The following is a 24848-nucleotide window of genomic DNA, read 5'->3' on the forward strand; positions in this document are numbered from 1 at the left end:
TGAATTCTTCTTCAATGCTCACCGTACTATTGCTTTTCTGAAAGAATTGAAAGACTTACAGTGTCACCTTCTTTTAAGGGCTTACCACTACGAACAACATAGCGCTCTCCTGTTTGCAAACCGGATAAAATTTCCACTTTCCCATCAGCTCTTTTTCCCAACATTACGGCTCGTGCTGTTACCTTGGTTTTGCCTTCTGTGTCTTTAACGACAAATATTTCCCCACTTCGGTCTTGTGAATTTGCTTTTGCTATCCCAGATGTGTTAGCTGGGGAAGACTGCTGTACATTTGTTTGCGTCTCCCCTGTAGCCTTGGAGTTCTTAGTGCCTGCTTGTTTTTGAATAGCTGTTTGCTGCACGACTACTCGTTGTTGTGTCTGGTTTTCAAAATTGACTCGCGCCAGCAATCCACTGCCAATCTTCCCTTGAGTGTTGGGAATCACTACTTCTACAGGTATCAAGCGAGCTGTGGCATCGGCAGCTGGAGAAATGCGGGTAACTCTGCCAATTAATGTTTCCTTGGGGAAGGCATCTAAACGGACTTGTACAGACTGTCCAACCTGAATTTGTGCCAGTTCTAATTCGGAAACTTGCACCACCACTTTGACACGGTTAAAGTCGCCAATTTTTAAGACTTCGTTACCTGCTTGCAGAAGGTTGCCTGGTTCTGTCACCTTTTCTGTGACTATGCCAGCAATGGGGGATATCAGTTGAGCGTAAGACCTGCGCTCTTTAGTTTGAGCAACCAATGCCTGCTGGGCTAATACTCTACCTTGGGCAGCAGCGACGGCTTGCTGTTCTGTACGAACCTGCTCCTGGGCTGCCCGGAGTGCCTGGGCTGCTGTTTGTGCCTGGGTACGTGCTTGTTGGGCAGTTTGTTCAGCGATCGCTCCAGCTTTGAACAACCTTTGCTGCCGTTGGGAGTCTGCCTGGGCTTGTACCACTTCTAGCCGCGCCCGTTCAACGTCTGCACGGGCATTGCTTACCTGATTGGTTGCTCTAGCTACTTCTGATTTAAGGGCTGCTAGTTCTGCTTCTGCTTGCTTTAATTCGGTTGAAAGTATGGCATCATCTAACTGCCCAACCTTTTGCCCAAGCTTTACCGTATCGCCCACATCAAGGTTCAAAGCCAACAACCGAGCTTCTACTTGCGATCGCACTGATACAATCCGAAAGGGTGTTGTGTTACCTGTATATTCTGGTTGTTTTTCCAGTAAGTCAGTTCGAGCGATCGCCACATCTACAGGTGTTGCACCGCCACGTTCTTTACTACCAGGACTCTGAGATTGTGCATCTGCTGACTCTTTGGGCGACGAGCCGCAACTTGCCATCAGCAGCCCTATACCTAGCAAACAAGAAACAAGTAAACTTCTTACAGATTTGGAGGAAAGTAAATAATTTTCTTTTTTACCTTTTTTACCTGTTGCACTAGTGCTGTTTGCAAGAAGTCTACTCTTTAAATCTGCGTAGGCATAGCCCGCCCCTGCCATCGTTATCTCAGTCTTTACAACTGAATTTAACTGGATATTAATGAGCTGGTTGGCGGCTACCGGATCTGTTATTTTCACCTGCTTATGCGGCTTATTCATATCCAAAATCATTTATTTTTCTCTTATTGGGGAGCTTTTGGGGTTAAACAGCCGTGTTTTACCAAGTAATTTTGAGAGATTTAATTAACAAAAAACGGCGAGAATCTTTAAGCTGTTTTACAGTAATTTTCTGTATCAGAAATTACTGTTTTCCCATAAAAATCCAAAACTTCTCACCGCTCTACTTCTTACGCAGAGGTAGAAAATCTTCTTGCAGATAATAAATTATAAACAAAGTATAAATATTTGTTAGCTTTCTGAAATCTACCTATAGGAGAAACCTGGGTTTTTTTATAGATATGAAACTTTTTGCCGCACATCCTAACATGGGCAGTATTACAATAATGACCCTTGTTTTTACATATTATTTTTATTTTGGCATAAGTAATTGTACTTACAAAAATTATTTTATTAAGAATATTAAATATTTATTGCTTTTTTAAGTTTATAATGTATCAGAAGACAGTATTTTTCTTACCCCCCTTGCGTAATATGGCAAGAACAGGGCGATAAATACCATAAATAACAGCAAGAATGAAGTTTTTTGCCAGAAATATATTTGCATTAGGTAAGGAAGGTAAGGCGTGACATCATTGCTCAGAATCGTAAAAACTACTGATGAATCCCAGATTTCCGAATTTTTCCAGGAATCAGCAGGGAAATGGCGATCGCAACGACGCTACTACACCCTACCGGCGGGAGAAACTAAGGAGATTGAAAGTATCGTTACGATTAGTTTTTTAGAGCAGGGCTGTGATGAATTGCAAAAGCTAGCTCAGATGCACGATTTGTCTGATGCAGGTAGTTTAATCTGTGGTGCAGCAGTTGTATGGGAAAGTACAGATGTGCTAAAGACAAAGAAAGAATCGCAAGGTTCAACAATATTTGGGGTGATGGGAAACATTTTGTATCGCGATCGCGGTTTTGCCATATCCAAACCAGTCACCGCCCAGTATTATTTCTCCAACCCAAAAATACTGTGTTTGCGAACTGAATACAACGGTTCAGTGTTTGAAGAAGAATTAAAGCTAATTGGCAGCAAATACCGCACCAGACAGACAATCATCTCTCGTGCTGGTGAGCAGTTGATGATTGGCCAATATTTAGAAAATAGAATTGATTAGCTTTTTCACCACTTTCTATCTACGCAAATACTTTCAAAAATCAAAGCGGACTGCTATATAAATTTTTATAACAGTTTTGAAAACTTCCCCCAGAAAGTTATTTGCTATGTCATCATGGGAAGTGAAATGAGAATTAATTCGGCGACAGTGTTTGATTTTAGTATTGACAGGCTTTTCCCTTTTGGTATTACAGACTTCTCTCCGAAATCTAAATCTCTACAAACTTATGATTTTGGAGACATTTAATGTCAATTTACGTTGGTAACCTCTCCTATGAAGTTACACAAGATGCGCTGAGTGCTGTATTTGCAGAATATGGTGCTGTAAAGCGTGTTCAGCTACCTACTGACCGTGAAACAGGTCGTTTACGCGGCTTTGCTTTCGTGGAAATGAGTTCAGAAGATGAAGAAACCAAAGCCATTGAAGCCCTTGATGGTGCTGAATGGCTGGGTCGTGACCTTAAAGTGAATAAGGCCAAGCCCAGAGAAGACCGAGGTGGTTCCTTCGGTGGTAATCGTGGCGGCGGCTACAACCGTGGCGGTGGCGGTGGTAATCGCTACTAAGCTAAGTAGGCGAAAGTCATTTAGTTGAATTTAGAAAAGGCTCAGGCAGGAATGCTTGAGCCTTTTTTATGCAAAACTGACAGTTACTTGTTATGCTGCGCCTATGATTTTTTAAGCAGAGTGCCTTGATGAAAAATCATTTTCCATCGATCATTGGTCAATTTCCAGATGGAACTTCGCAGCGAATGAATAGGCTGTTCGCCAGATTGATGTCTGACTATACGATAGGTTACTAAAACAACCCCTGCTGCCAAAACTAAAGTTTTAAATTCTGTTATCGATCTTTGAGTTAGGGATTCGATGGATTCATTCTGCAAAATGTTAATAATTTGCTGTTTGTCGAAAACACGCCCTGAACTTCCGAACTCAATGAACTCGTCAGCAAGTAAGTCCATGACATCTTTAGCTGACTTTCGTACATCCGGTTGAAGCAAACGCTCCTCCAACTCACGGAAAAGAGATTCCTCTAAATAGTCTGCTTTCATCTACTTGCTGAAGTTGATGATACCTTCGATAAGATGGCTTACAACCGCCCGATGCAACAGGATTTTTAGGCTGTTTCGCCGTTTGCGGCTTGTGGCATTGACTCAATCAATGCCCTTAACACTTTGTTGACCGATTCTGGTGTGGTGAAAACCTGAGCTACATCTTCATCTAACACCACAACTGTTAATTGTTGCATTCCACTACGGGCAGCAAAGCGATTAGGCTTTGCCTTTTGATAATCAAAACGATACTCAGCCTGAAGCTCATCGTCAGAATTTTGCGATTTTTCAAAAGGCGTTTCGTTCATAATCTTCACGTTCTTTTCGAGTAGCTAGACGGGCGCTGATGATACGGATAGCATTGGAACGCTCAGTGAAACAAATCAATAGCAAAAGATTTTGTTGAGAGTGACCAATAATGATTTCTCGCTGCTCATCTATAGAGTGCGCTTCATCATCAAAGATAACTGCCAGAGAATTGCTGAAGACAGTCTTGGCTTCTTCAAAGCTGACACCGTGCTTCTTCAAATTTGCGGCTGCTTTTGATTGATCCCACTCGAACTCCATGACCAGATCATATCCGATTAGCTATGCAGACGTGAATACAAGTACAGCAGAGTAATAATATACTGCAATTAAGTGTCATTGCTGTGGGGAAGGTACTTTGAAGATAAAATGGCGATCGCATCTCAAACCAAAACCAAAGAAACGCCGCCCTTCTTCAGAAGAAGACATACTTCACCTCAGACGAACTGGACGTTATATCCCACCACCGCGTAAAAGTTGGCGAGATAAATTTATTGTTGTAGTTAAATCACCATTTGAGTGGATAGAAAGACGCCTGGTAGAACCTTTGGCGAACCTAGTTGATGGGGCTGATGTATTTCGGATATTAGAAAAGGTTGGCTTTTTAATAGCTGTGTTTGTTTTTCTCTTGGAAGTTGGAGAACGTAGGGAAAAATCAATCTTTGAGGCTTGGCAAGTAGTGAAAGACGGGCAAGGCGAAAAGTCAGGTGTAGTTGTGTTGGCTCTGGAAAGATTAAAAAAGGAAAATTTTAGTTTATCGGGAATCAACGTTGAGAAGACTAACCTCAGTGGTGCTTACCTCAGTGGTGCCAACCTCAGCTTTGCCAACCTCAGCTTTGCCTACATCTACAATGCCAACCTAAACGGAGCCTTCCTTATGGGTGCCAACCTCAGCAATGCTGACCTCAGCTTTGCCAACCTCAGCGGAGCCTCCCTTATGAGCTCCAACCTCAGGGGTGCTAACCTCAGGGGTTCTAACCTCAGCAATGCTGACCTCAGCAATGCCAACCTCAGCGGTGCTGACTTCTACAATGCCAACCTGAAAGGTGCTGACCTTGCCTATCAGCTTGACGTTAACGACCTCGGCAATGAGCTTGGCGTTGCTAACCTCAGCGGTGCAAAAAACTTAACTCCTGAGCAAGTTAAATCTGCTAAAAATTGGGAGCAAGCAATATACGATAAGGAATTTCGCGCCAAGCTTGGTTTACCACCAGAACCGATGAAGTAGAGGTGAGGGAGTGAGGGAGAAGAATTAATAACCAATGCCCCATTCCCAATTAATAATGAGTTGCCGACTTGCGATGATGCACGGCTGTCACGCCATCAGTATCTAACAATTTGCCATTTTCGACAGTGGCATAAACTAGCCAATGGTCGCCAGATTCCATGCGGTTTTGTACGGAACATTCAAGATATGCTAGGGCATTAGTCAGTATGGGAGAACCATTTTCAGCTTCTTCGGTAGCGACATCAGCAAATCGGTCTTGTCCTGGGCCGAATGGTTTGAGGAAGTGCTTCATCAATCCCAAATGATTGCCTTCTTTAAGAATGTTGAGGACAAATTTGTTTCCTGTATGCGTCAGTGTTTCTACTGCGCGTTCTTTAGCTACAGCTATGGTTAAGCCAGGGGGACTAAAGCTCGCTTGAGATACCCAAGAAGCTAACATGGCACTAGAGCGATCGCCTTCTTTTGCTGTGAGAACACAAAGAGAACCGACAATCCGACCAACTGCTTGTTCTACAGTTGTTGCAGGAAGACGTTGCGATCGCACTTTTCTAGCTTTCTTCAAAGCTTGGGCAAAGTCGGTTCCGGCTTCTTCACACAATTGTAAGGTGGTATCGTCGGGTTTAAATTTGACGCGGATGGTGTCAAAACCAAACCGATAGCCAGCATCTTTCAACTTACCTTCAATTAAATCAACTGCTTCCCCACTCCAGCCAAAGGAACCAAAAACACCAGCGAGTTTATTGTTAGTAGCGGTGGATAGAACAATTCCTAAAGCTGTTTGCACGGGTGTGGGTGCATGACCACCGAGGGTTGGAGAACCGATAATGAAACCACCGGCTTTCTCTACAGCTGCCCGGATTTCTTCTGGTTCAGTAAATTCACAGTTAATTGATTCTACGGCGACACCAGCTTTTGTAACCCCACGAGCGATCGCTTGGGCTAATGTGGCTGTATTCCCATAAGCTGATGCATAAATCAACGCTACAGTCAAGTCAGCAGAAGTTTGCTGTTGACTCCATTCTCGATAAGCTTTGGTCAGGTCAATTAAACCGTAGCGTACCAAAGGCCCGTGTCCAGTGGCATACATTCTCACCGGGAAATCAGCTAGTTTCTCCAGCGCTGTTTCAACTTGACGAGCGTGGGGAGCCATGAGGCAATCAAAATAATAGCGCCGATCTTCGTTATATACTTCCCAACCTTCATCAAATACCTGATCTCCACAAACATGCGCTCCAAATAACTTATCTGAGTACAGAATTTCTGTTTGCGGATCGTAGGTGCAAAGTTGATCTGCATAGCGGGGATTGGGTGTGGGAATAAATTGTAAATTATGCCCGTTGCCTAAATCTAGGGTTTCTTCGCCCCGCATCACAAGAATTTGCAAATCTGGATTTTCCAGCGCTGCACGTAAATTTATCGCGCCAGGATTAGAACAAACAAAAGTGATTTGCGGGGCAATTTCCAATAAAGCTTTTAAAGTTGCAGCGCGGTTGGGGTTGATGTGTCCCAAAATTACATAATCTAAGTCTTCGAGATGGAAACGCTGTTGCAACGCTTTTAAATAAATTTCTGTAAACGTTTCCCCTGGAGGATCAATAATGGCAGTTTTCTTGCTTTCTATTAAATAAGAATTAGCAGTTGTACCCTTAGCAAGAGCATATTCAATTTCAAATCTCAGCCTTGACCAACTGCGCGATCGCAGTATTCTTGTGTCTGTAGCTATTGGATAAACTTGAACATCACGAGGTTTATTTTTTGACATGGCTTTATTGGGGAATAGGGGATTGGGGATTGGGCACTGGGGGCTGGGGACTGGGAAAGTTATTCTCGATACTTAATATTCAATCTCCAATATCTAATTCCTGATACCTAATCCCCAATCCCTAGTCCTCAGTACCTTCTTTAATAATGATTACCAACTTTGCGGTGATGCACAGCAGTTAAAGGATCTGGCTTAGAAACTCGTCCGGCGTAGACGGTGCTGTATACTGCCCAATGGTCGCCGCAATCCATTCTACTGACGACTTCGCACTCCATGTAGGCGAGGGCGTCGTTAAGGATAGGCGCACCGTTTTCGGCTGGCTGGGTTCTCACTCCTTCAAAGCGATCGGCACCAGGGGCGAACCGTTTCAAAAAGTGCTTCATGAGTGGTTGGAAATTGCCTTCTTCTAAGACATTAAGAACAAAGCGATCGCCTACTTGCATGAGTGATTCAATTGCCCGATCTTTGGCTACTGCAATGGAAAATCCTAAGGGTTTGAAACTAGCTTGAGCAACCCAAGAAGCTAGCATGGCACTGGATACATTGCCTTTTTTGGCAGTAATAATATATAACCCACCACTAATTCTACCTAATGCTTTATCTAAGTCAGCACCAAGGGATTTCATGGCTTTGATACTGCGATCGCGTGTTACCCATTGAGCTAAGTCAGTACCCGCTTCTTCACAAAGCTTGTAAGTATTTTCTGTGGGTGTTTGTTTAATCCGAATTGCTGGAAAAACCGTTGTCAACCCCAAATTGCGGAATTTACTCAGCAAAGGATCTATCGGCTCATCATCGCCACCGCCGCTTTCAAATACGCCAATAGCCTGCTTTTCTTTGGCAGATCCTAAAACTGTGCTGAGTGCAGCTTGAATGCTAGCAGCCCCAGAAGCCGGAGGTAGACCAACGATTAGCCCAGCACATCGGCTAACTAGTTCCCGCAGTTCTTGTAAATCGACTTCAGATCCTAAATCGACAATTTCCACGGCGACACCAGTTTTGCCGATACCGTTGGCAATTGCTTGCACGAGGCGATCGCTATAACCGTATTCGGAAACGTAAAATATTCCAATTACCGTTTCTGGCTTGGCTTGCGTTTGGCTCCAAGTGCGGTAACGTCCAACTAGTTCCTCAACATTGTGAGATAATAATGGCCCGTGTCCTGTGGCAATCATGTCGATGGTTTTCAGTTCACCCATCCGTTTCAGGGCAGATAAAACTGACCGGGCATTCGGCCCCATCAAGCAATCGTAGTAGTAATGAAAGTCTTCTTCGATCGCTGCCAAATCTTCATCAAAGGTACTATCTGAACAATAGTGCAACCCAAAGGCATCGCAGGTATAGAGAGTTTTGGTTTTGTGGTCGAAGCTGAAAATGGTATCCGGCCAGTGTAAATTTGGAGCAATCACGAATTCAAATTCATGTCCATTGCCCAAATCTAAGCGATCGCCATTTTTCACAATCCGCCGTTTGAATGACTGATGTACGAAATCTTCAAGAAACTGAATCGCCACTTTAGAACCGACAACGGTTATCTCTGGAGCCATTTGCAGCAAATCTTTAACTAAACCGCTATGGTCTGGCTCGGTGTGGCTGATAATCAAATAATCAATATCTGTTGGCTTGATTAGTCCGGTGAGCGTATCAAAGTAGAGTTGACGAAACTTTTCGTGGGAGGTATCAACTAAGGCAGTCTGCTCCCCACGGATGAGAAACGAGTTATAGGTGGTACCATTTTGCAGACCAAACTCAATATCGAAGCGATCGCGATCCCAATCCAGAGAGCGAATAGCCGTCGTCTCTTGAGCGATTTCCACAGTCTGTATGGTGAGCCGTTTTTCAGTTTTTTCGGTGAGTGCTACCATAACTCCCCTCCTTAACACAATGAGTATTTGTTCCTCTTGCTTTATTGTGACACGGGATGAATGTTAATTTTTATTAAAAAAGATATAACTGACTTAAAAAACTTAAAAGTGTGAAACCGCATAAGCACCCAGAACACACAGATAATATTTGGCTAGCTTTGGAAATTGGGAATTCCCGCCTGCATTGGGCGTTGTTTGTTGGCGAGACGCTTTACTCAGCTTGGGATACGGACTATCTACCTGAGTCTGTTATACAACACCTGGCTGAATGTCAAACCCTGAATGATTTACTAGAGAAAATTTTTCCACAAGGTGAATCTCTAACAAACACTCTGCCCCTTTGTCCTCTTCTCATAGCCTCCGTAGTTCCCAGGCAAACTGCTATTTGGCAAACTTACCCAAATACTCGCTTTATTACCTTAGATCAAGTATCTCTCAAAGATGTTTATCCTACATTAGGAATTGACCGCGCTTTAGCTTTGTGGGGTGCGGGGAAAACTTGGGGTTTTCCAATGTTGGTAATTGATGCTGGGACAGCGCTAACTTTTACAGCTGCGGATGCCAATGAGTGTCTAGTTGGAGGTGCAATCTTGCCGGGATTAGGTTTGCAATTTGCAACTCTTGGTCAACAAACAGGACAATTACCATTAGTAGAAATGCAAAATTTTCCGTCTCTACCACCACGTTTTGCTCTCAATACTATAGAAGCTATTCAAAGTGGGGTAATTTATACAATATTAGCTGGAATTAAAGATTTTATTGAGGCGTGGCTGCAATTATTTCCTAATGAGAAGATTGTAATTAAAGGGGGCGATCGCAATTTATTAATAAACTATCTACAAGCCTTATATCCTGAAATTGTAGCACGCTTAATTGTGGAGCAAAATTTGATTTTTTGGGGAATGCGAGAAATAGTAAAACTGCTCTAAGTCAGACCCAGAGCAGCTTAGATTGATCAATTAGAAGGTCGGAATTGAGCTTTGATTCTCTGAGCGATGGAAGTAGCTTCACGGCGAATCCTCTCAGGGTCAACCGTGAGCATCCTACGTTTTTCCATTAAAACTTGTCCATTTACAATTACAGTATCAACATCTTGGGCATCTGCTGCATAAACAAGATGTGAGATGACATTGTAAAGCGGGAGCAAGTGTGGTTCTTTAAGCTGGACTTGAATTAGGTCGGCTTGAAGTCCCACCTTAATCGCACCAATTTTATCTGATAAGCCGAGTGCTTCTGCACCACCAAGTGTTGCCATACGCAAAACTGTCTTAGCTGGTACAGCAGTCGGGTCAAGGGTAGTCCCTTTATGGATGAGGGCGGTGAGGCGAATTGCCTTCCACATATCAAGAACGTTGTTCGATGCGGCTCCATCCGTGCCTAAACCAACCTTAACTCCTGCTTTCAGCATCGCCGGAATCGGCGCAAAGCCAGAAGCTAGTTTCAAATTCGAGTCAGGATTGTGGATAACACCAACACCGCGTTTAGCCAGCAGGGCGATTTCACTTGCGTTAGGCCAGACAACGTGTGCGGCAAATACACGCGGTTCTAGGAAACCGAGATTTTCTAGATGTTTTACTGGAGTTGCATTATAACGTTGCTGGACATCTTTTACTTCAGTTTGTGTCTCTGCCAAGTGAATTGTCAGTGGAACATCGTAATGACGCGCAGCCTGAATAGCCTGGACAAGATGCTCTGGTGAGACAGTGTAGGGAGCGTGTGCAGCAAGAGCTGGTATGATACGTTCGCTCTTGCCTTTCCAACCTTTCAGAAAATTTATTGCCGAGGCAAAAGCATCATCCCATCCTCGGAAACCAGGGCTGGGAAAATCTATTGAAGAGGGTGCAATAATGGCGCGTAAGCCGCATTTACTAACGACTTTGGCAGCGACATCTGGCTGAAAGTACATATCAACAAAGGTTGTTGTACCACCGCGTATCATCTCCCAGCAAGCAAGCTGTTCGCCAACGCGGACAAAATTTTCATCAACGAACTTCCCTTCTGCTGGGAAGATGTAATTCTGGAGCCAATCTTGCAACGCTAAGTCGTCCGCAAGACCACGAAACAGAACCATTGCTGAGTGAGAATGACCGTTGACCAGACCCGGCATCAGCACCAGACCGTCACCTGGCAGCGTCCTGTCGGCTCTATAAGATGCCATGATTTTGTATTGTGTGTCTACCGCAACAATTTTGCCGTCCCTAATGGCGATCGCTCCATTTTGGATGACGGGTTGTGCCTCGTTCATCGTTACGATAAAATCACCACCTACAATCAGTTGTACTCTTTGCTTCCCTTGAGCGACTAGATTATAGTTACTTTGAGCAACAACTATCTGACCAAAAAAGATGAGCAACGTCGTACAGACAAAAAGAACTAATAGTTTATAGTATTTTGTCAGATGATATTTCACACTAAAATATCCTTGTTGAATTTTTGTCGTGACTTTATCATCCGTCTAATTGCTACTAGTTTCACAATTAAGAATTGTGATTTATACCAATTTATCTGTAACTATTCTTTACTAATTGTTAGCCTTGAATAGCACTCTTTAATCATTCCTTAATCACTTTCATTAAAGAAAAATAATTGTTGTTATATAATCCTTTTGTTAAAAAATAATTGGCTAGACTCATAATATTAGAAAATAAACCTTCAAATCTAGTTATTGTTTGAGTTTTAAAAATTGCTCTTGAATTTTCTTTTACCAAAATTATTAAAGCTGGTCATAGACGCTTTGGATGTCCGTGGCCAGCTTTCATCAATCTTGGAATTAAGGAAATTTTAATATTTTAGCCAACGAAAAATTAAAGTTTTATCAAAGTAGTCCAAGATGGTTAAGCTTTGGCTTACTGAGCAGTAACTTGTCTACGCTTCATCAACCAACCGATACTAGCAGTCAGAACTGTGCCACCCGTTGTTAACGGTTCAGGGACTGGGGTAGTAGAGGTAATATTAATTAATCCATTGTTTTGATCTATTGTTCCCTCAGTAGGATTTCTCAGGCTAAGTCCTAAACCAACAGTTCCGAACAGATAATAATCTGTACTTTGGGCATTATCCTGACCTACATCAAAGTACCCAAACAAAGATTTTGTGGATGTATCGTAGTTAAAATCTAAAAAATCATAAACAATACTCTTATTACTAATGGGAGCAAAACTATTCAACAATTTTTTACTTGGGCCAAAAAAAGAAACTTCCAGGTATTGAAGTTTTGAATTGTCTATGGTTGTGTAACTTTGAGTTTCATCATAGGAAAACGAGCCTTTAGCTGAATACCCTGCATTACCAGTCCAATCAAAGTTGAGTGTAACTGCGTGGACTGGGACAGCTTTTAGTAAACCCAGGCTCATCACTACCCCAAAAGTAGTAGCGATACAAAGCTTTTGAGTTAATTTCATCAGAAAAATTTTTCCAAATTAATAATCTGTATGAAGCCGCTCTGGGCTTAGTATAGATTATTGCATTTCTTTGTTAAAAAATAATTTTAATACCAACTCTTTATAAAGTTGCATACTTTACGATTGCTTCCAGCAAGACGATAAGTCCAAATGCTCAATTTCCTTTAATAAACTCCCGAATCTCAACCGCCACAACCCCAGCACAAGATTCTGGTAAGTCGTTTCCGGCATGGGAAATCATTTTCAACTCAACTTTCGGCATCAGTTGAGCATAAACCCGACTCTTGGCTAAAGCATCTGGTGTGTCTTGACCACCTTGTAAAATAAAAACCGGGACATCTATCATGTAAAGCCGCTTTTGCACTAATTCCGCTTCAATTTCCGCTTGTTGCCTTTTGAAGAGTAACTGGCAAGCTATGGGGTAACTCAACAATTCCTGATGTAATTGCAAATCCTGGGCAATTTTTTCAGACCAACTCAGAATTTTAGTGAAAGGAGTTAGCGATCGCAACAATTTAACTACTAGCGGTGGATAATTCAACAATCGCCGCATCTTCTGGCAATACTCTTCTTGTCCTGCTATCTCTACACCCTCTGGTGCAAGCAGTACCACGCCATTAACTTTTTCTGGATACTTTAAAGCATAACTAGCAGCAATCCAACCCCCAAGAGAATGCCCTACTAAATATACTTTTTCTAGCTTGACAGCTTGCAAAAACTCAGCCAAACACTCTACTTGTAAATCTATCGAATGATGAATATTCGGATTTTCTGATTCACCAAACCCTAACAAATCAAGTGCAAAGCAATGAAAATCTTGTGCAAGGGACTCCATTACAGATAACCATTGACTGCTCTCATTCCAAGCACCATGTAAAAAAATTATAGGAGTTTTTTCACCGACTTCACGCCAGAATATCAGCCCTTGAGAGAGCTTTATCCGGGAGTTACGGAATAGTGTATTCATTTTAATTTAGTAGTTAACTTTTAGCACCATAATAAATAGTCATTGGTCATTGGTCATTAATCATTAGTAATTAGTTTTGAACAAATTACAAACAGATAAATGTGAGCCGAACGCGAATTTATCTCTTAGAGAAGCTTCCTTAGATCATATACTTAGGCGACAAATGACAAATGACAAACGACTAAATATTGCTATGCCAATGTTGTCAAGCCATTCAAGTAGTCTTGCAACTGCCGAGTATGGTCGTGAGACATTTGTCCTGAAGGTAGCAAATTGGGAGAGAAAGCTTGGATTTCCAAAACTTCCAAAGTATCCTGAATTTTCATTGTCCCATGTACCTCGGCTTCAACCACAACACAAATTGAATGGATTCTGGGATCGCGGTCTGGTGCAGAGTAAACTCCTACTAAACGATTAATTTTCACTAATTCTAGCCCGGTTTCTTCAATCAATTCCCGGCGGACTGTATTAGGAATATCTTCTCCCCAATCCACCATCCCTCCAGGCAATGACCAAAGACCATCATCACGCCGCCGGATCAGTACAATTCTACCATCGGGTAAAATTGGGATGATACTAGTGCCAGTAATGGGATGACGAAATATAATACCCAATACTGTTTGTCCAATACGCCATAAGCTACGTGTGGACTGGACAGCTGCCGGAAAAAAAGCAATAAGGTTCAATCTTCAAAATTTTTGTGTTGTATTCTATAGCTCTCAACCACTTACATAAACTCAACTAATTAAATTTTTTATTGAGTTTTGCTTTATACATGAATGTTTGCGGTTCGAGATTTTATTCTTACGATTTACGTAGAATATTATTGATTCTAACATCAAGTTTCAACAGAAGCACTGTATTCATATATACATAAGGTTTGTTTACTCAAAAAAATTCTCAGTTTAAAACTAACATTAGCCTTGCCAAAACCAGCTATTATTAATATTTTTCAGCACACATAAAAAAATAATCTGAATGATAAGTTTGAATTCAAAACTAGAAGAGACATTTAAGCGGGGTTTGAGACCTTTACCTAATTCTTAATAATATTGATTAGTTTGTTTGTTATTAAGAACAACTAGTACCGCAAGGTGGAAGTTAAAATGAGCCGATGGCTTACACGGGTTAAAAACGTTGTACCCCTTCTCTTAAGCAAGCTACGCGCAAGCAGCGTCTCTCCTTCTCCTAAAGGGAGAGTCTAGCGCCTGCCGTAGGATGCCCGAACGCGAACAGCGTCTGCTTTCGGAGAAGGGCTATAGGGAGAAACAACTGGCTCTCAAAAGTTACGCATAATTGTATTCCAGGCTTTTCGTCTAGCTGGTGGGGATAAATTTAAATTATTATTGACAGAGCTAGGTTGAATGCGATAGACTAGTACACTGTTTAAAGCGTATTTATTGCTGCACTAGGCTAAAAGTATATCAATAACATTGGTAACTGAGATTGCCTACGTGATGCCTAGTTGCTACTTTTTTGTTGTTTATTAATGAGGTGAACATGGCCAAGCGCCGTAACCCGAAAAAAGAAAAGGCGCTACGGAACCAGGCGTATGCCAGAAAGTTTCGTAAACGGACTACTACAGGAAGAATGCAGAGAAGGTTCCAACAAAGACCACCAAAGAGTGAAGAAGAAGAAGGAGCAGCAGCAGCTGATACTGAATAAGCTGTCTGCTGAAATCCTTGTTATTTAGATTATTTATCTTTTAGGGCGCACATTTGTACGCCCTTATTTATTGTTGGGTATTGGACAATTGAATTTTGGATTTTGGATTAAACTTCAATCTAATACCAATTCAATTAATGATTGCAACACATTTTTGGCTAAAGACGCGATGAATCGCGTCTCTACAAATGGTCTATTTGTCGCATTCTTTTTTCAAATTGGTATAAAATTCAAAATCTAAAATCTAAAATCTAAAATCTAAAATCCTCAGTTCCTCTATTGAGCCAGTTGAGCGCGGGCAGCGATGAGTGCTTTGCGAACCTGTACAAAGCCAGTGCCACCGTAACTGTTGCGGGCTGCCACAACTTGACGGGGGGATATTGCCTCATAAATATCTGCTGCAAATGCTGGATGTAGTTCTTGCCACTCTTCCAATTTCAAATCTTTTAGGAGTTTACCTGCGGCAATACTAGTTTTTACGACCTTACCGACGAGATTGTAAGCTTCCCGAAAAGGAACACCCCGCGCTGCTAGATAATCTGCTACATCGGTAGCGTTAGAAAAATCTTCCGCTACAGCTTCTGCTAATCGTTGGGTACGAAATTCTAAACCTTCCCTGAGCAAAATCGTCATCGCTTCGAGAGAAGCTTTGATTGTATTGACGCTATCAAATAAACCTTCTTTATCTTCTTGCAGGTCTTTGTTATACGCCAAGGGTAGCCCCTTCATAATCACCAACATCGCCTGGAGATGACCGAATACACGCCCTGTTTTCCCTCGCACGAGTTCTGGTACATCGGGGTTTTTCTTTTGGGGCATGATACTAGAACCTGTGGCACAGCTATCTTTGAGGGTGACAAAGCGGAATTCTTCTGATGACCAAAGAATGACTTCTTCTGCAAGGCGGCTGAGGTGAACCATAATCAAGCTAGCGGCACACAAGAATTCGATCGCAAAATCGCGATCGCTCACTCCATCGAGGCTATTAGCATAAACATCGTCAAAATTCAATAGTTTGGCTGTGTAGTGGCGGTCAATAGGGAAAGTAGTTCCGGCTAAAGCACCGCACCCCAAAGGTGAGATATTCACGCGGTGAGAAACGTCTCCTAAGCGTTCCCAGTCGCGTTGGGCCATTTGAAAGTATGCCAAGAGGTGATGAGCTAAACTCAAGGGTTGGGCGCGTTGTAGGTGCGTATAGCCAGGAATCAGAGTTTCAACGTGCTTTTCAGCTATATCCAGTAAAACCCCTTGAAACTCTCGCAATTCCTCTTTGATTTGTTGGATTTGGTCGCGGAGGTAGAGTCTAGTATCAGTACCAACTTGGTCATTACGCGATCGCGCCGTATGCACCTTTTTACCTACATCGCCAACAATTTCTGTCAGTCGGCGTTCAACTGCAAAATGTACATCTTCAGCATCGACACCAGGCTGAAATTTACCGTGGCGGTACTCTTGGCGAATTTGTTCTAAACCTGCAACCAGTTTTTCTCCTTCTTCTGGGGAGATAATGCCCGTGTGAGCGAGCATTTTGACATGGGCTTGAGAACCAGTCAGGTCATATTCAATTAATTCAATATCAAAACCTATACTGGCATTAAAACGAGCGATCGCTGGATGCAATGCTGATTCAAACCTCTGGCTCCAAGTTTCTTCTTTGGTCATAAATATTATGAGGGGAGTGGGGAGTGGGGAGTGGGGAATGGGGAGTGATGATTTAGGAAGAGAGGAAGACAATTTTCCCGATTTCCTATTCTCTACTCCCTACTCCCTATTCCCCCCTAAATTCAACCATAGCTAGTTAGATTCCGAATCATATAGCCAATGACTAAACCAATCAACAATGCCCACACTTGACCTGTTTGTATAAAGTGACGCCAAGATTTTTCAATCTGACCCATCAAGTCTGGATCGGTAATTGTTTGTGCTAGTAGTGCTGTCAAATTTACAGGCAAATGCCAATATAATCGAGATATCAAATCGCTGTAATAGCTCATATTTGGTGATTAAGAGGTTGTAGGTGGCAAATTTCAGCATCAGTTTATTTTTTCGATAAATTCCTGAGATTTACTGAAATATTGCATATAACCTCAATGTCTTAACTCAAGATGTAGAAGATGCCAACCGCAATTTCTCGGCAGTCCGCAAAATTTGCCCCGCTAAAACTGCTGCACCAAAACCATTATCGATATTTACTACGCCTACTCCCGCAGCACAAGAGTTAAGCATTGTCAATAAAGGTGCTAATCCACCAAAACTCGCACCATAACCGATGCTGGTGGGTACGGCAATCACAGGACAACTCGCTAAACCCGCAACAACGCTGGGTAAAGCGCCTTCCATCCCCGCTACGACAATCAATACCGATGCCGACTCAATCAGGTGGCGGTTACTTAATAAACGGTGAATCCCGGCAACGCCAACATCCCAGAGGCGCTGTACCCGGAAACCAGAAAGTTCAGCAGTGACAGCAGCTTCTTCAGCAACAGGTAAATCGGCAGTACCAGCAGAAAGAATGCCAATTTCACCTGCAAATTGTGGTTCGATGGTAGGAGGAGCGATCGCACAAATTCGCGCCGATTGGTAATATCGCAAACCGCTAACTTTTGATTCCAGTGCTGCATAAACTGCTGGTTCAATGCGGGTTGCCATCACCACCGGGTTGCGGAGACGCATCACCTCGATAATTTGAGCAATTTGATCGGGTGTTTTACCGGGCCCCCAAATCACCTCTGGGAAACCAGTTCTTAGCTGGCGATGATGGTCGATTTTGGCAAACTCGCCTACAGATTCATAAGTTAAATCTTTGAGTGAGTCGAATGCCGTATCTGGCGTAACTTTACCATTGGCAACCGCTTCGAGGAGCGATCGCAAAGTTTCATTTTGAGACACTGGTCTGTTGTTTAAATTTTATAAATGTTCCCAAACGTGCCACTAAGGGCGGAGACTTTAATACTTTAAACTCTATTGTGTGACTTTCAGTTCATATTTGTTCCATAACGTTCCTTTTTGAGAACCAAGTGCAGAGAATTTAACGTTTTGGATGCGATCGCGCACTGCTATCAAAGATAAAGGATTCACTAAATAAATGTAAGGCAAATATTCCTGAGAGATACGTTGCGTTTTTGCGTAAATCTCTTTGCGCTTTACTTCGTCTAACTCTCGTGCTGCTTGAATATAAAGACGACCAATTTCCGCCTCCCAATCTGCAACTTGCCAACCAATAAGTGGTTCTTGTCCTGCTTGCAGCTTCTGATTGAAGGTGTGTAGTCCACCTTCTGGCAACCAAACATTAGCCCCATCATTTGGTTCAATCCCTCCAACAAAACCTAAAATATAACATTCCCAATCGAGGGAATTAGAAAGCTTGTCTGTAAGGGTGTTGAAAGCAATTGGATTAAAATCAACTTGAATGCCAATTTTACTCAAATCTTGCTTAATTTGCGCTCCCATTAACACACGGGTTTTATTTTCGGCATTGGTTAATAAACTGAAGCGCACCCGATTTCCATCAGCATCTAGTAATTGTTTCTTGTCATTATATTTAAAACCTGCATTTAATAATAGATTTTTAGCTTTTTCTTGATTATATTCATAAACTTGAAGACCTTTTTCTGGAGAAAAATAGTAAGGGCTTTGAATTTCTATCGGCGAATTTTGTAACACACCAATTCCCCGAAAAACGTTATTTAGCATTGTTTGACGGTCGATTGCATAGGCAACTGCTTGTCTAAAAGCAAGGGTATTAAACCAACGAGATTTAATTGAGTCAACTACAGGCTGTCCGTTTTGCCGCCGACCTTTGTTGAGATTAAATGAAATATAAGTATTGGTGAATTCTGGGCCTCCATTGTAGATAGTAAACTTTCCTCGTTTTTCTTCGCGCTTAAGTAGTGAAAAGTTTTCAGGAGAAACAGTAACTGTATCTAATCCTCCAGAGCGAAATTGAAGAATTATTGTATCTGTAGATTCAATAATTTGCCAAACAATACGTTCAACATAAGGTAACTGATTTTCTTGGCTATCTTTGCGCCAGTAATAAGGATTGCGCCGAAATACTACACGCTGACTAGGAGTATAACTTTCTATTTTATAAGCACCGTTGACAATAATTTTACTGGGTTCTGTATCTGTTCCCCAAGTAGATAGAAATTTGGGATTACCTTTAGCATCTTTAGATTTGAATGATTCAAATAAAGCATGTTTTGGTAAAATACCAACTGAATTTGTTGATGCTCCGGTTGTGGTATAAAGGAAAGGAGCAAAAGGCTCAGGTAGAATAAATTCAATTTGGCGATCGCCTATTCTTCTGATTTTAGGAAAACTACTACTAGAACCAATTTTAAGACCATCTTTCCAATCGGTAGGAATCTGTGGATTGAAAATCACATCTTCATAGGTAAAAATAACATCATCTACGGTAAGCGGTTCGCCATCTGACCATTTTAAGTTTTCTCGTAAAGTAAAAGCGATTCGCTTTTTATCCTCAGAAATATCCCACGATTCCGCTAAAGCTGGCTCAATTTTGCCTGTCATCCCATTGAGGGTAGTTAGTCCTTCAGTGGTGAACAGAAAAACATGAGGATATTCCTGATTGAAGGCGTAGTTAAAAGTTTTCGGGTCGCCAATAGTGCTTGTAACCCATTGCGATACTTGCGCCGCTTTACTCTTAAAATTAGTTGGGTTGCAACTGATAAGAGCTATCTGACAAATTAAGAATAGACTGAATATTGCTAAAACCACAAACCCACGGTGGCGGTTAGGCAAGAGGGCAAAAATCATAGAACTGAAAGACTAAACTGTTTGCATAATACACCTCATGTTCTGCCTTGATTGCATAAAGGGAAGTGAGGAATGAGGAAAGCACAGGGAAGGGAACAAGGGGGAGAAAAATTACCTCTTATCTTTCCCCTCTGCTCCCTGCTCCCTGCCCCTCTGCCTCTTACCCATGCCCATAAAATATTAACTAGCTTTTTTATCTTCTACTACTTTGAGTTCATAAAGATTCCAATTGTAACTTCCTATCGCTGAGTATTTTACGTTCTCAATAGTATTACGCACGGCTACTAAAGCTAGGGAATTGAATAAGTGAATAAAAGGCAGATACTCTTGTGAAAGTTGTTGTGTTTCTGCATAAATAGCTTTGCGTTTTGTTTCATCGAACTCTCTTGCACCTTGAATGTAGAGGTCTTCAATTTTCTGCTCCCAATCGGTAGCTTTCCAACCTACCGTTGGGGATTGTCCGGCTTGAGCTTTCTGATTAAATACATGAAAGTTACCTTCTACAGACCAGACATTGAAACCATCTTGTGGTTCAATACCACCAGTAATAGCTCCATACCAACATTCCCAATCTAGGGTGTTAGAGATTTTTTCTCCAATAATACTGAAGTCAAGAAATTGTAAATCAACTTTAATACCTATCTTGCCAAGATCCTGTTGAATTTTTGGTGTGATTGTCGGTCTATTACCAGCAACAGCCATCATTGTGAAACGGACTCGATTACCATCCACGTCCAACAATTGACCTTTATCATCGTATTTAAATCCTGCTCCTAGTAAAAGTTGTTTAGCTTTTTCTGGATTATAGTTATATGTTTTTAAACCTTCTTTTGGAGAGAAATAATAGGGACTGGGAACAGAAATCGGAGAGTCTTGTGGTTCACCCAATCCTCGCAAAGTGTTGTTGATCATCGTTTGGCGATCGATAGCGTAGGCGACAGCCTGTCTAAAAGCAACGTTGTTAAAAATGCGGGACTTAATAGGATCTACAACAGGCTTCCCATTGCGGCTACCTTTGTTGAGATTGAAAGTTATAAAACTTGTCCCAGAGTCAGGCCCAGCATTTTTAATAGTGAAATTACCTTGCTTTTCCTGACGCTTGAGCAATTGAAAATTTCCAGGGCCAATTTCTAGTAAATCTAACCCTCCAGAACGAAATTGCAGCAAAGCTGTATCAGGCGATTCCACAATTTGCCAAATTATACGCTCAATATATGGCAGTTGTTTTCCTTGTGCATCTTTTTGACGCCAGTAGTAAGGGTTGCGCCGAAATGTTACGCGTTGATTGGTTGAATAACTCTCGATTGCATAAGGGCCATTAACAATAATTTTTTTCGGGTCTGTGTCGGTTCCCCAAGTGGACATAAACACAGGCTTCCCGTCAGAATTTTTGGCTTCTACTGCTGCACGCAGGGCGTGTTCTGGTAATATTCCTACCCCTGCTGCAATTGATCGCAAGAAAGGAGAAAACGGTTCTGGCAGAATAAATTCTACCCGGCGTTCATCTATTTTGCGGACTTTGAGAAAAGCCTTACTGATACCAATGCGGAGAGCATCTTGGGTATAAGTGGGAATGCGCTTGTTCATGTAGATGTCATTGAAAGAAAAAACGACATCATCGGCTGTTAATGGTTGACCATCCGACCACTTCAATCCTTCTCGCAAGGTAAAGACAAACCGTAGTTTGTCTGGGGAAAGTTCCCAAGATTCAGCCAAAGCTGGCTCAATTTCCTTAGTTATTCCGTTTTGAGTGGCTAATGCCTCATAAGTGAAACCAGAAATATTGGGAGATTCTTGGATGAGGGCTAAGTTAAAGGTTTTCGGGTCGCTCGTAGTAGAAAGAATCAATTGGGGAACTTGTGCAGCTGCGGTTTTAAAGTTAGATGGATTGCAGGCGGTAATTGTAATTGCTGTTGCCAAAACTAGAATTATTGGTAAGAAAAAACGTTTAATTATGTGAAAAATTGTAGAAAATTTCATAACTTTTATTCTTTCAAAAGCAAGACAACAGCATAAGCACAAATACCTTCTTCACGTCCAACAGGGCCTAATTTTTCGTTGGTGGTAGCTTTGATGCCAATTTGATTCGGTTCTAATTTTAAAATAGCCGCTAGTTTGTCGCGCATATTGTGAATATGTGGTTTTAATTTTGGGCGTTCTGCTACTACCACCGAGTCAATATTTCCTACCTGCCAACCTTGATCCCGAATTAGTTGATGTACTTGATTTAATAGTACTAAACTATCTGCTCCCGCCCATTTGGGATCGCTAGGTGGAAAATAATGACCAATATCCCCCAAAGATAATGCCCCAAGCATGGCATCCATAATTGCATGGGTTAGCACATCAGCGTCACTATGACCTAATAAACCCAGTTCATGGGGAATTTGAATTCCACCTAAAATCAAAGCGCGATCGCTCACCAATTGATGAATATCGTAGCCGTTACCAATACGAATTTTAGTCATTTGTCATTTGTCATTGGTCATTTGTCATTAGTTAGGAATTGGGAGTTAGGAGTTGGGAGTTGGGAGTTAGGAATTATTATTCTCTCCTGCTCCCCCTGCCCCCCTGCCCCCTGCTTCAATTTCTCCAAAAGATCAGGGCGGCGATCGCGGGTTCTTTGAATTTGTTGCTCGTAACGCCAGCGAGCGATCGCAGCGTGATTCCCACTGAGCAAGACATCAGGCACTTTCAAACCGCGAAAATTAGCAGGACGAGTATATTGGGGATAGTCTAATAACCCCTCTTCAAAACTTTCTGCTGTGAGGGACTCCGTTTTAGCTACGGTTCCTGGGATCAGCCGCACTACGCCATTAATCAAAGCCATTGCTGGAATTTCCCCACCAGTCAGAATAAAATCTCCTAAAGATACTTCACGAGTTACCAAATGTAGCACCCTCTCATCCACTCCTTCGTAATGCCCACAAATAACTACTAACTGGTCGTAATTTGTCACCAATTCTTTTAAAAGAGGTTGATTAATTGTTTGACCCTGTGGACTCATCAAAATTATTTCTCTTCGGGGTAGAGTTGGCAGCGACTCCACAGCGTTAAAAATAGGTTCTGGCTTCATTAGCATCCCAACGCCGCCGCCGTAGGGTTCATCATCCACCTTCCGGTGCTTATCAGTGGTAAAGTCCCGTGGATTAACCAGATGCACTTCGGCAATCTGTTTGGCTAAGGCTTTACCTAGCAAACCAGAGTTGAGAACAGAGTTAAAACAGTCAGGAAAAAGCGTAACTATATCAAAGCGCACAGTTATTCGTATTCAAGGACACTAATCTTAAATTTGAATGTCTAGCAAACATCAACAAGCCAAAGTCGGGTCAAACTCCAGTTAAACTTTATCAATAGTATCTAAAACTACCAGACCTCTTGGATTTTAGATGGGATTAAAAGTTTTTCTAATTACTTAATTTATGTTTAAATGTTGTCACAAGTACATTTAAATTAATAATCTTATCAAGTTAACAACTTCCAGGATGCATCAAGCCAGCCTCAGAAAAAAGCGTAGTTTTAACTGCTCGTCCTCAACCCCAAAGCGGGAATTTAGCCCCATAAAGACTATTTTGTCCTGCTGCAAATGGACAGGTGAAAAACAAGGCACTGGCTTTGAGGAATAGGAACGAACACGTTTAAACTGAGGCAACGCGAGCGTTAAGCGAAAATTTGGAGAGTAGCTTACCCAGTTCCAAACTTCTAAAAAGTGTCCTCTCAAAAGTTGCAAAGCGCAAAAATCATGGCTGCAACTGAACCTTGTTAAATTCACACGCCATTTGCCACAAGCCGGGGAACCCGTCCAAGGCGATGGCTCCTGAAGTTGTTGACAGGAGAAACACAATGCCGCAATTACAAGCTAAATCGCTAGAAATGAGGACACCCCAAGCAACTAAAACCGCCGTTCTGGTTATCGGAGGTGCAGAAGATAAAGTTCATGGACGCGAAATCCTACGAACTTTTTTTGGACGCGCCGGTGCTAGTAAGGCTTATATTACAATTATTCCATCTGCCTCCCGCGAACCGGCCATCATTGGTGGTAGGTATATTCGCATTTTTGAAGAAATGGGTGCTCAGAAGGTAGAGATTTTAGACATCCGCGAACGGGAACAGTGTGAATCCTCCCAGATTAAAGCATCCTTAGAAGCCTGTAGTGGGGTATTTTTGACAGGAGGCGACCAGCTGCGTCTCTGTGGTGTATTGGCAGATACGCCAGCAATGGAAATTATTCGGCAACGGGTGAGGGCGGGGCAACTTACCCTAGCAGGCACAAGTGCAGGAGCAGCAGTGATGGGGCATCACATGATTGCTGGTGGTGGTAGTGGAGAATCGCCAAATCGTTCCCTAGTTGATATGGCAACGGGTTTAGGGTTTATTCCTGAAGTCATCGTTGACCAACACTTTCACAACCGCAATCGCATGGGGCGGCTGATAAGTGCGATCGCAGCTCACCCCGATCGCTTAGGTATTGGCATTGACGAAGATACTTGTGCAGTATTTGAACGTGATGGTTGGTTACAAGTTATGGGTAAAGGCAGTGTCACCATTGTTGATCCCACTGAAGCCACCCACACCAATGAACCCCATGTTGGTGCTAATGAGCCATTAACAGTACATAATTTACGTCTCCATATCCTCAGCTACGGCGATCGCTTCCACTTGTACCAGCGTACTGTATTGCCTGCTGTACACCGGATCTCCAGCTGACGGGATAAAGTATCTGAGGTTACACTGAGTTGGTCACAGATTTTGGATTTTGCAAAAAGTTGTAAGGAAAGTTTACCGACCTAGCAACCTTTTCAAGAAGGATTCTAGATTAAAAGAGCTTTTTGGCAGATGCCGCCGAATAGGCGAAACAAATCTAAAAAACCATCAAGGACTCGTTAAGCCTTTGCGATCGTAAATCTAAATAAGAGAGCTAAGTACCCTAATTGTCTCTTTTAATCCAAAATCATAAATCTAAAATCCTGTTAGAGGTTGACCGCACATTTATTCCTTGTTGTAGAAAAATGATGAGAATAGTATGTAAAAAGAAAAAACTGTTTGCAACGAACAGTTTAGCGGTCAATTCCAGTAAGAAACTAGAATTTTGGTTCCGAATCTCCATCTACCTA

General features: G+C 42.2%; 23 protein-coding genes. 6 read left to right on the top strand and 17 right to left on the bottom strand.

The annotated features are described in order from the left end of the window. Positions 1–26: 26 nt before the first annotated feature. Positions 27–1331, bottom strand: a complete 1305-nt coding sequence (locus RMZ43_RS32610; RefSeq protein ID WP_416212463.1) for an efflux RND transporter periplasmic adaptor subunit — start codon at positions 1329–1331, stop codon at positions 27–29. An 842-nt stretch (positions 1332–2173) separates the two neighbouring features. On the opposite strand from RMZ43_RS32610, the gene RMZ43_RS32615 reads away from it, so the two are divergent. Both RMZ43_RS32615 and RMZ43_RS32620 read left to right on the top strand, forming a co-directional pair. After that, on the top strand, positions 2174–2713 hold the full coding sequence (locus RMZ43_RS32615; RefSeq protein WP_322655502.1) for a phycobiliprotein lyase: 540 nt from the start codon (positions 2174–2176) through the stop codon (positions 2711–2713). A gap of 245 nt (positions 2714–2958) precedes the next feature. Then, positions 2959–3276, top strand: coding sequence for an RNA recognition motif domain-containing protein (locus RMZ43_RS32620; RefSeq protein WP_322655503.1), 318 nt, complete (start codon positions 2959–2961; stop codon positions 3274–3276). 101 nt (positions 3277–3377) lie between these two features. On the opposite strand, the gene RMZ43_RS32625 is transcribed toward RMZ43_RS32620, so the two are convergent. From RMZ43_RS32625 to RMZ43_RS32635, 3 genes are all read right to left on the bottom strand, one after another. Next, positions 3378–3761, bottom strand: a complete 384-nt coding sequence (locus tag RMZ43_RS32625; RefSeq protein ID WP_322655504.1) for a DUF4440 domain-containing protein — start codon at positions 3759–3761, stop codon at positions 3378–3380. A 65-nt stretch (positions 3762–3826) separates the two neighbouring features. Then, positions 3827–4069: a hypothetical protein gene (locus tag RMZ43_RS32630; RefSeq protein ID WP_322655505.1), complete on the bottom strand. Its 243-nt coding sequence runs from the start codon at positions 4067–4069 to the stop codon at positions 3827–3829. Then, positions 4050–4328 (bottom strand): BrnT family toxin, encoded by a 279-nt coding sequence (locus tag RMZ43_RS32635; RefSeq protein ID WP_322655506.1) that lies wholly within the window; start codon positions 4326–4328, stop codon positions 4050–4052. The genes RMZ43_RS32630 and RMZ43_RS32635 overlap by 20 nt, the downstream gene beginning before the upstream one ends. Positions 4329–4425: 97 nt before the next feature. Between RMZ43_RS32635 and RMZ43_RS32640 the strand changes: the two genes are divergently transcribed. After that, complete coding sequence (locus tag RMZ43_RS32640; protein ID WP_322655507.1) at positions 4426–5295, top strand: pentapeptide repeat-containing protein; 870 nt, start codon at positions 4426–4428, stop codon at positions 5293–5295. A gap of 49 nt (positions 5296–5344) precedes the next feature. On the opposite strand, the gene RMZ43_RS32645 is transcribed toward RMZ43_RS32640, so the two are convergent. Together RMZ43_RS32645 and RMZ43_RS32650 are read right to left on the bottom strand one after the other, a co-directional pair. Beyond that, the gene (locus RMZ43_RS32645) at positions 5345–7057 is read right to left on the bottom strand and encodes a diflavin flavoprotein (RefSeq protein ID WP_322655508.1); all 1713 of its coding nucleotides are present in this window, start codon (positions 7055–7057) and stop codon (positions 5345–5347) included. A gap of 140 nt (positions 7058–7197) precedes the next feature. Then, positions 7198–8922: a diflavin flavoprotein gene (locus RMZ43_RS32650; protein WP_322655509.1), complete on the bottom strand. Its 1725-nt coding sequence runs from the start codon at positions 8920–8922 to the stop codon at positions 7198–7200. A gap of 110 nt (positions 8923–9032) precedes the next feature. Here RMZ43_RS32650 and RMZ43_RS32655 point away from each other — a divergent pair, with 110 nt between their 5' ends. Then, a complete protein-coding gene (locus RMZ43_RS32655; RefSeq protein WP_322655510.1) occupies positions 9033–9851 on the top strand; it encodes a pantothenate kinase in 819 nt (272 codons plus the stop codon). Positions 9852–9877: 26 nt separating this feature from the next. Here the strand turns inward: RMZ43_RS32655 and RMZ43_RS32660 are convergent, their stop codons facing one another. The 4 genes from RMZ43_RS32660 to RMZ43_RS32675 all read right to left on the bottom strand — a co-directional run bounded on the left by RMZ43_RS32660 (position 9878) and on the right by RMZ43_RS32675 (position 13976). Further along, positions 9878–11332: an amidohydrolase gene (locus RMZ43_RS32660; protein WP_322655511.1), complete on the bottom strand. Its 1455-nt coding sequence runs from the start codon at positions 11330–11332 to the stop codon at positions 9878–9880. 436 nt (positions 11333–11768) lie between these two features. Further along, on the bottom strand, positions 11769–12323 hold the full coding sequence (locus RMZ43_RS32665; protein WP_322650339.1) for a PEP-CTERM sorting domain-containing protein: 555 nt from the start codon (positions 12321–12323) through the stop codon (positions 11769–11771). 154 nt (positions 12324–12477) lie between these two features. Beyond that, complete coding sequence (locus RMZ43_RS32670) at positions 12478–13290, bottom strand: alpha/beta fold hydrolase (protein WP_322655512.1); 813 nt, start codon at positions 13288–13290, stop codon at positions 12478–12480. 191 nt (positions 13291–13481) lie between these two features. Next, on the bottom strand, positions 13482–13976 hold the full coding sequence (locus RMZ43_RS32675; protein WP_322650341.1) for an NUDIX hydrolase: 495 nt from the start codon (positions 13974–13976) through the stop codon (positions 13482–13484). 814 nt (positions 13977–14790) lie between these two features. Here RMZ43_RS32675 and RMZ43_RS32680 point away from each other — a divergent pair. Continuing rightward, positions 14791–14955: a hypothetical protein gene (locus tag RMZ43_RS32680; protein ID WP_167407613.1), complete on the top strand. Its 165-nt coding sequence runs from the start codon at positions 14791–14793 to the stop codon at positions 14953–14955. Between the two features lie 276 nt (positions 14956–15231). On the opposite strand, the gene argH is transcribed toward RMZ43_RS32680, so the two are convergent. From argH to trmD, 7 genes are all read right to left on the bottom strand, one after another. Beyond that, on the bottom strand, positions 15232–16617 hold the full coding sequence (gene argH / locus RMZ43_RS32685) for an argininosuccinate lyase (protein ID WP_322655513.1): 1386 nt from the start codon (positions 16615–16617) through the stop codon (positions 15232–15234). A gap of 122 nt (positions 16618–16739) precedes the next feature. After that, positions 16740–16949 carry a hypothetical protein gene (locus RMZ43_RS32690; protein ID WP_322655514.1) on the bottom strand — a complete coding sequence of 70 codons (210 nt, stop codon included), beginning with the start codon at positions 16947–16949 and terminating at the stop codon, positions 16740–16742. Positions 16950–17055: 106 nt separating this feature from the next. Next, positions 17056–17844: a nickel pincer cofactor biosynthesis protein LarB gene (larB, locus tag RMZ43_RS32695; RefSeq protein WP_322650344.1), complete on the bottom strand. Its 789-nt coding sequence runs from the start codon at positions 17842–17844 to the stop codon at positions 17056–17058. Between the two features lie 72 nt (positions 17845–17916). Next, positions 17917–19734 (bottom strand): ABC transporter substrate-binding protein, encoded by a 1818-nt coding sequence (locus RMZ43_RS32700; RefSeq protein ID WP_322655515.1) that lies wholly within the window; start codon positions 19732–19734, stop codon positions 17917–17919. A gap of 180 nt (positions 19735–19914) precedes the next feature. Continuing rightward, a complete protein-coding gene (locus RMZ43_RS32705) occupies positions 19915–21714 on the bottom strand; it encodes an ABC transporter substrate-binding protein (protein WP_322655516.1) in 1800 nt (599 codons plus the stop codon). Positions 21715–21719: 5 nt separating this feature from the next. Continuing rightward, positions 21720–22202 (bottom strand): 2-C-methyl-D-erythritol 2,4-cyclodiphosphate synthase, encoded by a 483-nt coding sequence (gene ispF / locus RMZ43_RS32710; protein WP_322655517.1) that lies wholly within the window; start codon positions 22200–22202, stop codon positions 21720–21722. 17 nt (positions 22203–22219) lie between these two features. Then, the gene (gene trmD, locus RMZ43_RS32715; protein WP_322655518.1) at positions 22220–22993 is read right to left on the bottom strand and encodes a tRNA (guanosine(37)-N1)-methyltransferase TrmD; all 774 of its coding nucleotides are present in this window, start codon (positions 22991–22993) and stop codon (positions 22220–22222) included. A 584-nt stretch (positions 22994–23577) separates the two neighbouring features. Here trmD and RMZ43_RS32720 point away from each other — a divergent pair. Continuing rightward, positions 23578–24441: a cyanophycinase gene (locus tag RMZ43_RS32720; RefSeq protein ID WP_100898664.1), complete on the top strand. Its 864-nt coding sequence runs from the start codon at positions 23578–23580 to the stop codon at positions 24439–24441. Positions 24442–24848 lie beyond the last annotated feature (407 nt).

The organism is Nostoc sp. CmiVER01, from assembly GCF_034531135.2.
Classification (GTDB): domain Bacteria; phylum Cyanobacteriota; class Cyanobacteriia; order Cyanobacteriales; family Nostocaceae; genus Nostoc.

Coding starts and splice junctions, on each gene's coding strand:
- RMZ43_RS32700 (WP_322655515.1), bottom strand. CDS start 19,734: ATGATTTTTGCCCTCTTGCCTAACCGCCACCGTGGGTTTGTGGTTTTA.
- ispF (WP_322655517.1), bottom strand. CDS start 22,202: ATGACTAAAATTCGTATTGGTAACGGCTACGATATTCATCAATTGGTG.
- RMZ43_RS32620 (WP_322655503.1), top strand. CDS start 2,959: ATGTCAATTTACGTTGGTAACCTCTCCTATGAAGTTACACAAGATGCG.
- RMZ43_RS32635 (WP_322655506.1), bottom strand. CDS start 4,328: ATGGAGTTCGAGTGGGATCAATCAAAAGCAGCCGCAAATTTGAAGAAG.
- RMZ43_RS32645 (WP_322655508.1), bottom strand. CDS start 7,057: ATGTCAAAAAATAAACCTCGTGATGTTCAAGTTTATCCAATAGCTACA.
- RMZ43_RS32705 (WP_322655516.1), bottom strand. CDS start 21,714: ATGAAATTTTCTACAATTTTTCACATAATTAAACGTTTTTTCTTACCA.
- argH (WP_322655513.1), bottom strand. CDS start 16,617: ATGACCAAAGAAGAAACTTGGAGCCAGAGGTTTGAATCAGCATTGCAT.
- RMZ43_RS32665 (WP_322650339.1), bottom strand. CDS start 12,323: ATGAAATTAACTCAAAAGCTTTGTATCGCTACTACTTTTGGGGTAGTG.
- RMZ43_RS32625 (WP_322655504.1), bottom strand. CDS start 3,761: ATGAAAGCAGACTATTTAGAGGAATCTCTTTTCCGTGAGTTGGAGGAG.
- RMZ43_RS32650 (WP_322655509.1), bottom strand. CDS start 8,922: ATGGTAGCACTCACCGAAAAAACTGAAAAACGGCTCACCATACAGACT.
- RMZ43_RS32690 (WP_322655514.1), bottom strand. CDS start 16,949: ATGAGCTATTACAGCGATTTGATATCTCGATTATATTGGCATTTGCCT.
- RMZ43_RS32610 (WP_416212463.1), bottom strand. CDS start 1,331: ATGGCAAGTTGCGGCTCGTCGCCCAAAGAGTCAGCAGATGCACAATCT.
- RMZ43_RS32720 (WP_100898664.1), top strand. CDS start 23,578: ATGCCGCAATTACAAGCTAAATCGCTAGAAATGAGGACACCCCAAGCA.
- RMZ43_RS32670 (WP_322655512.1), bottom strand. CDS start 13,290: ATGAATACACTATTCCGTAACTCCCGGATAAAGCTCTCTCAAGGGCTG.
- RMZ43_RS32680 (WP_167407613.1), top strand. CDS start 14,791: ATGGCCAAGCGCCGTAACCCGAAAAAAGAAAAGGCGCTACGGAACCAG.
- RMZ43_RS32630 (WP_322655505.1), bottom strand. CDS start 4,069: ATGAACGAAACGCCTTTTGAAAAATCGCAAAATTCTGACGATGAGCTT.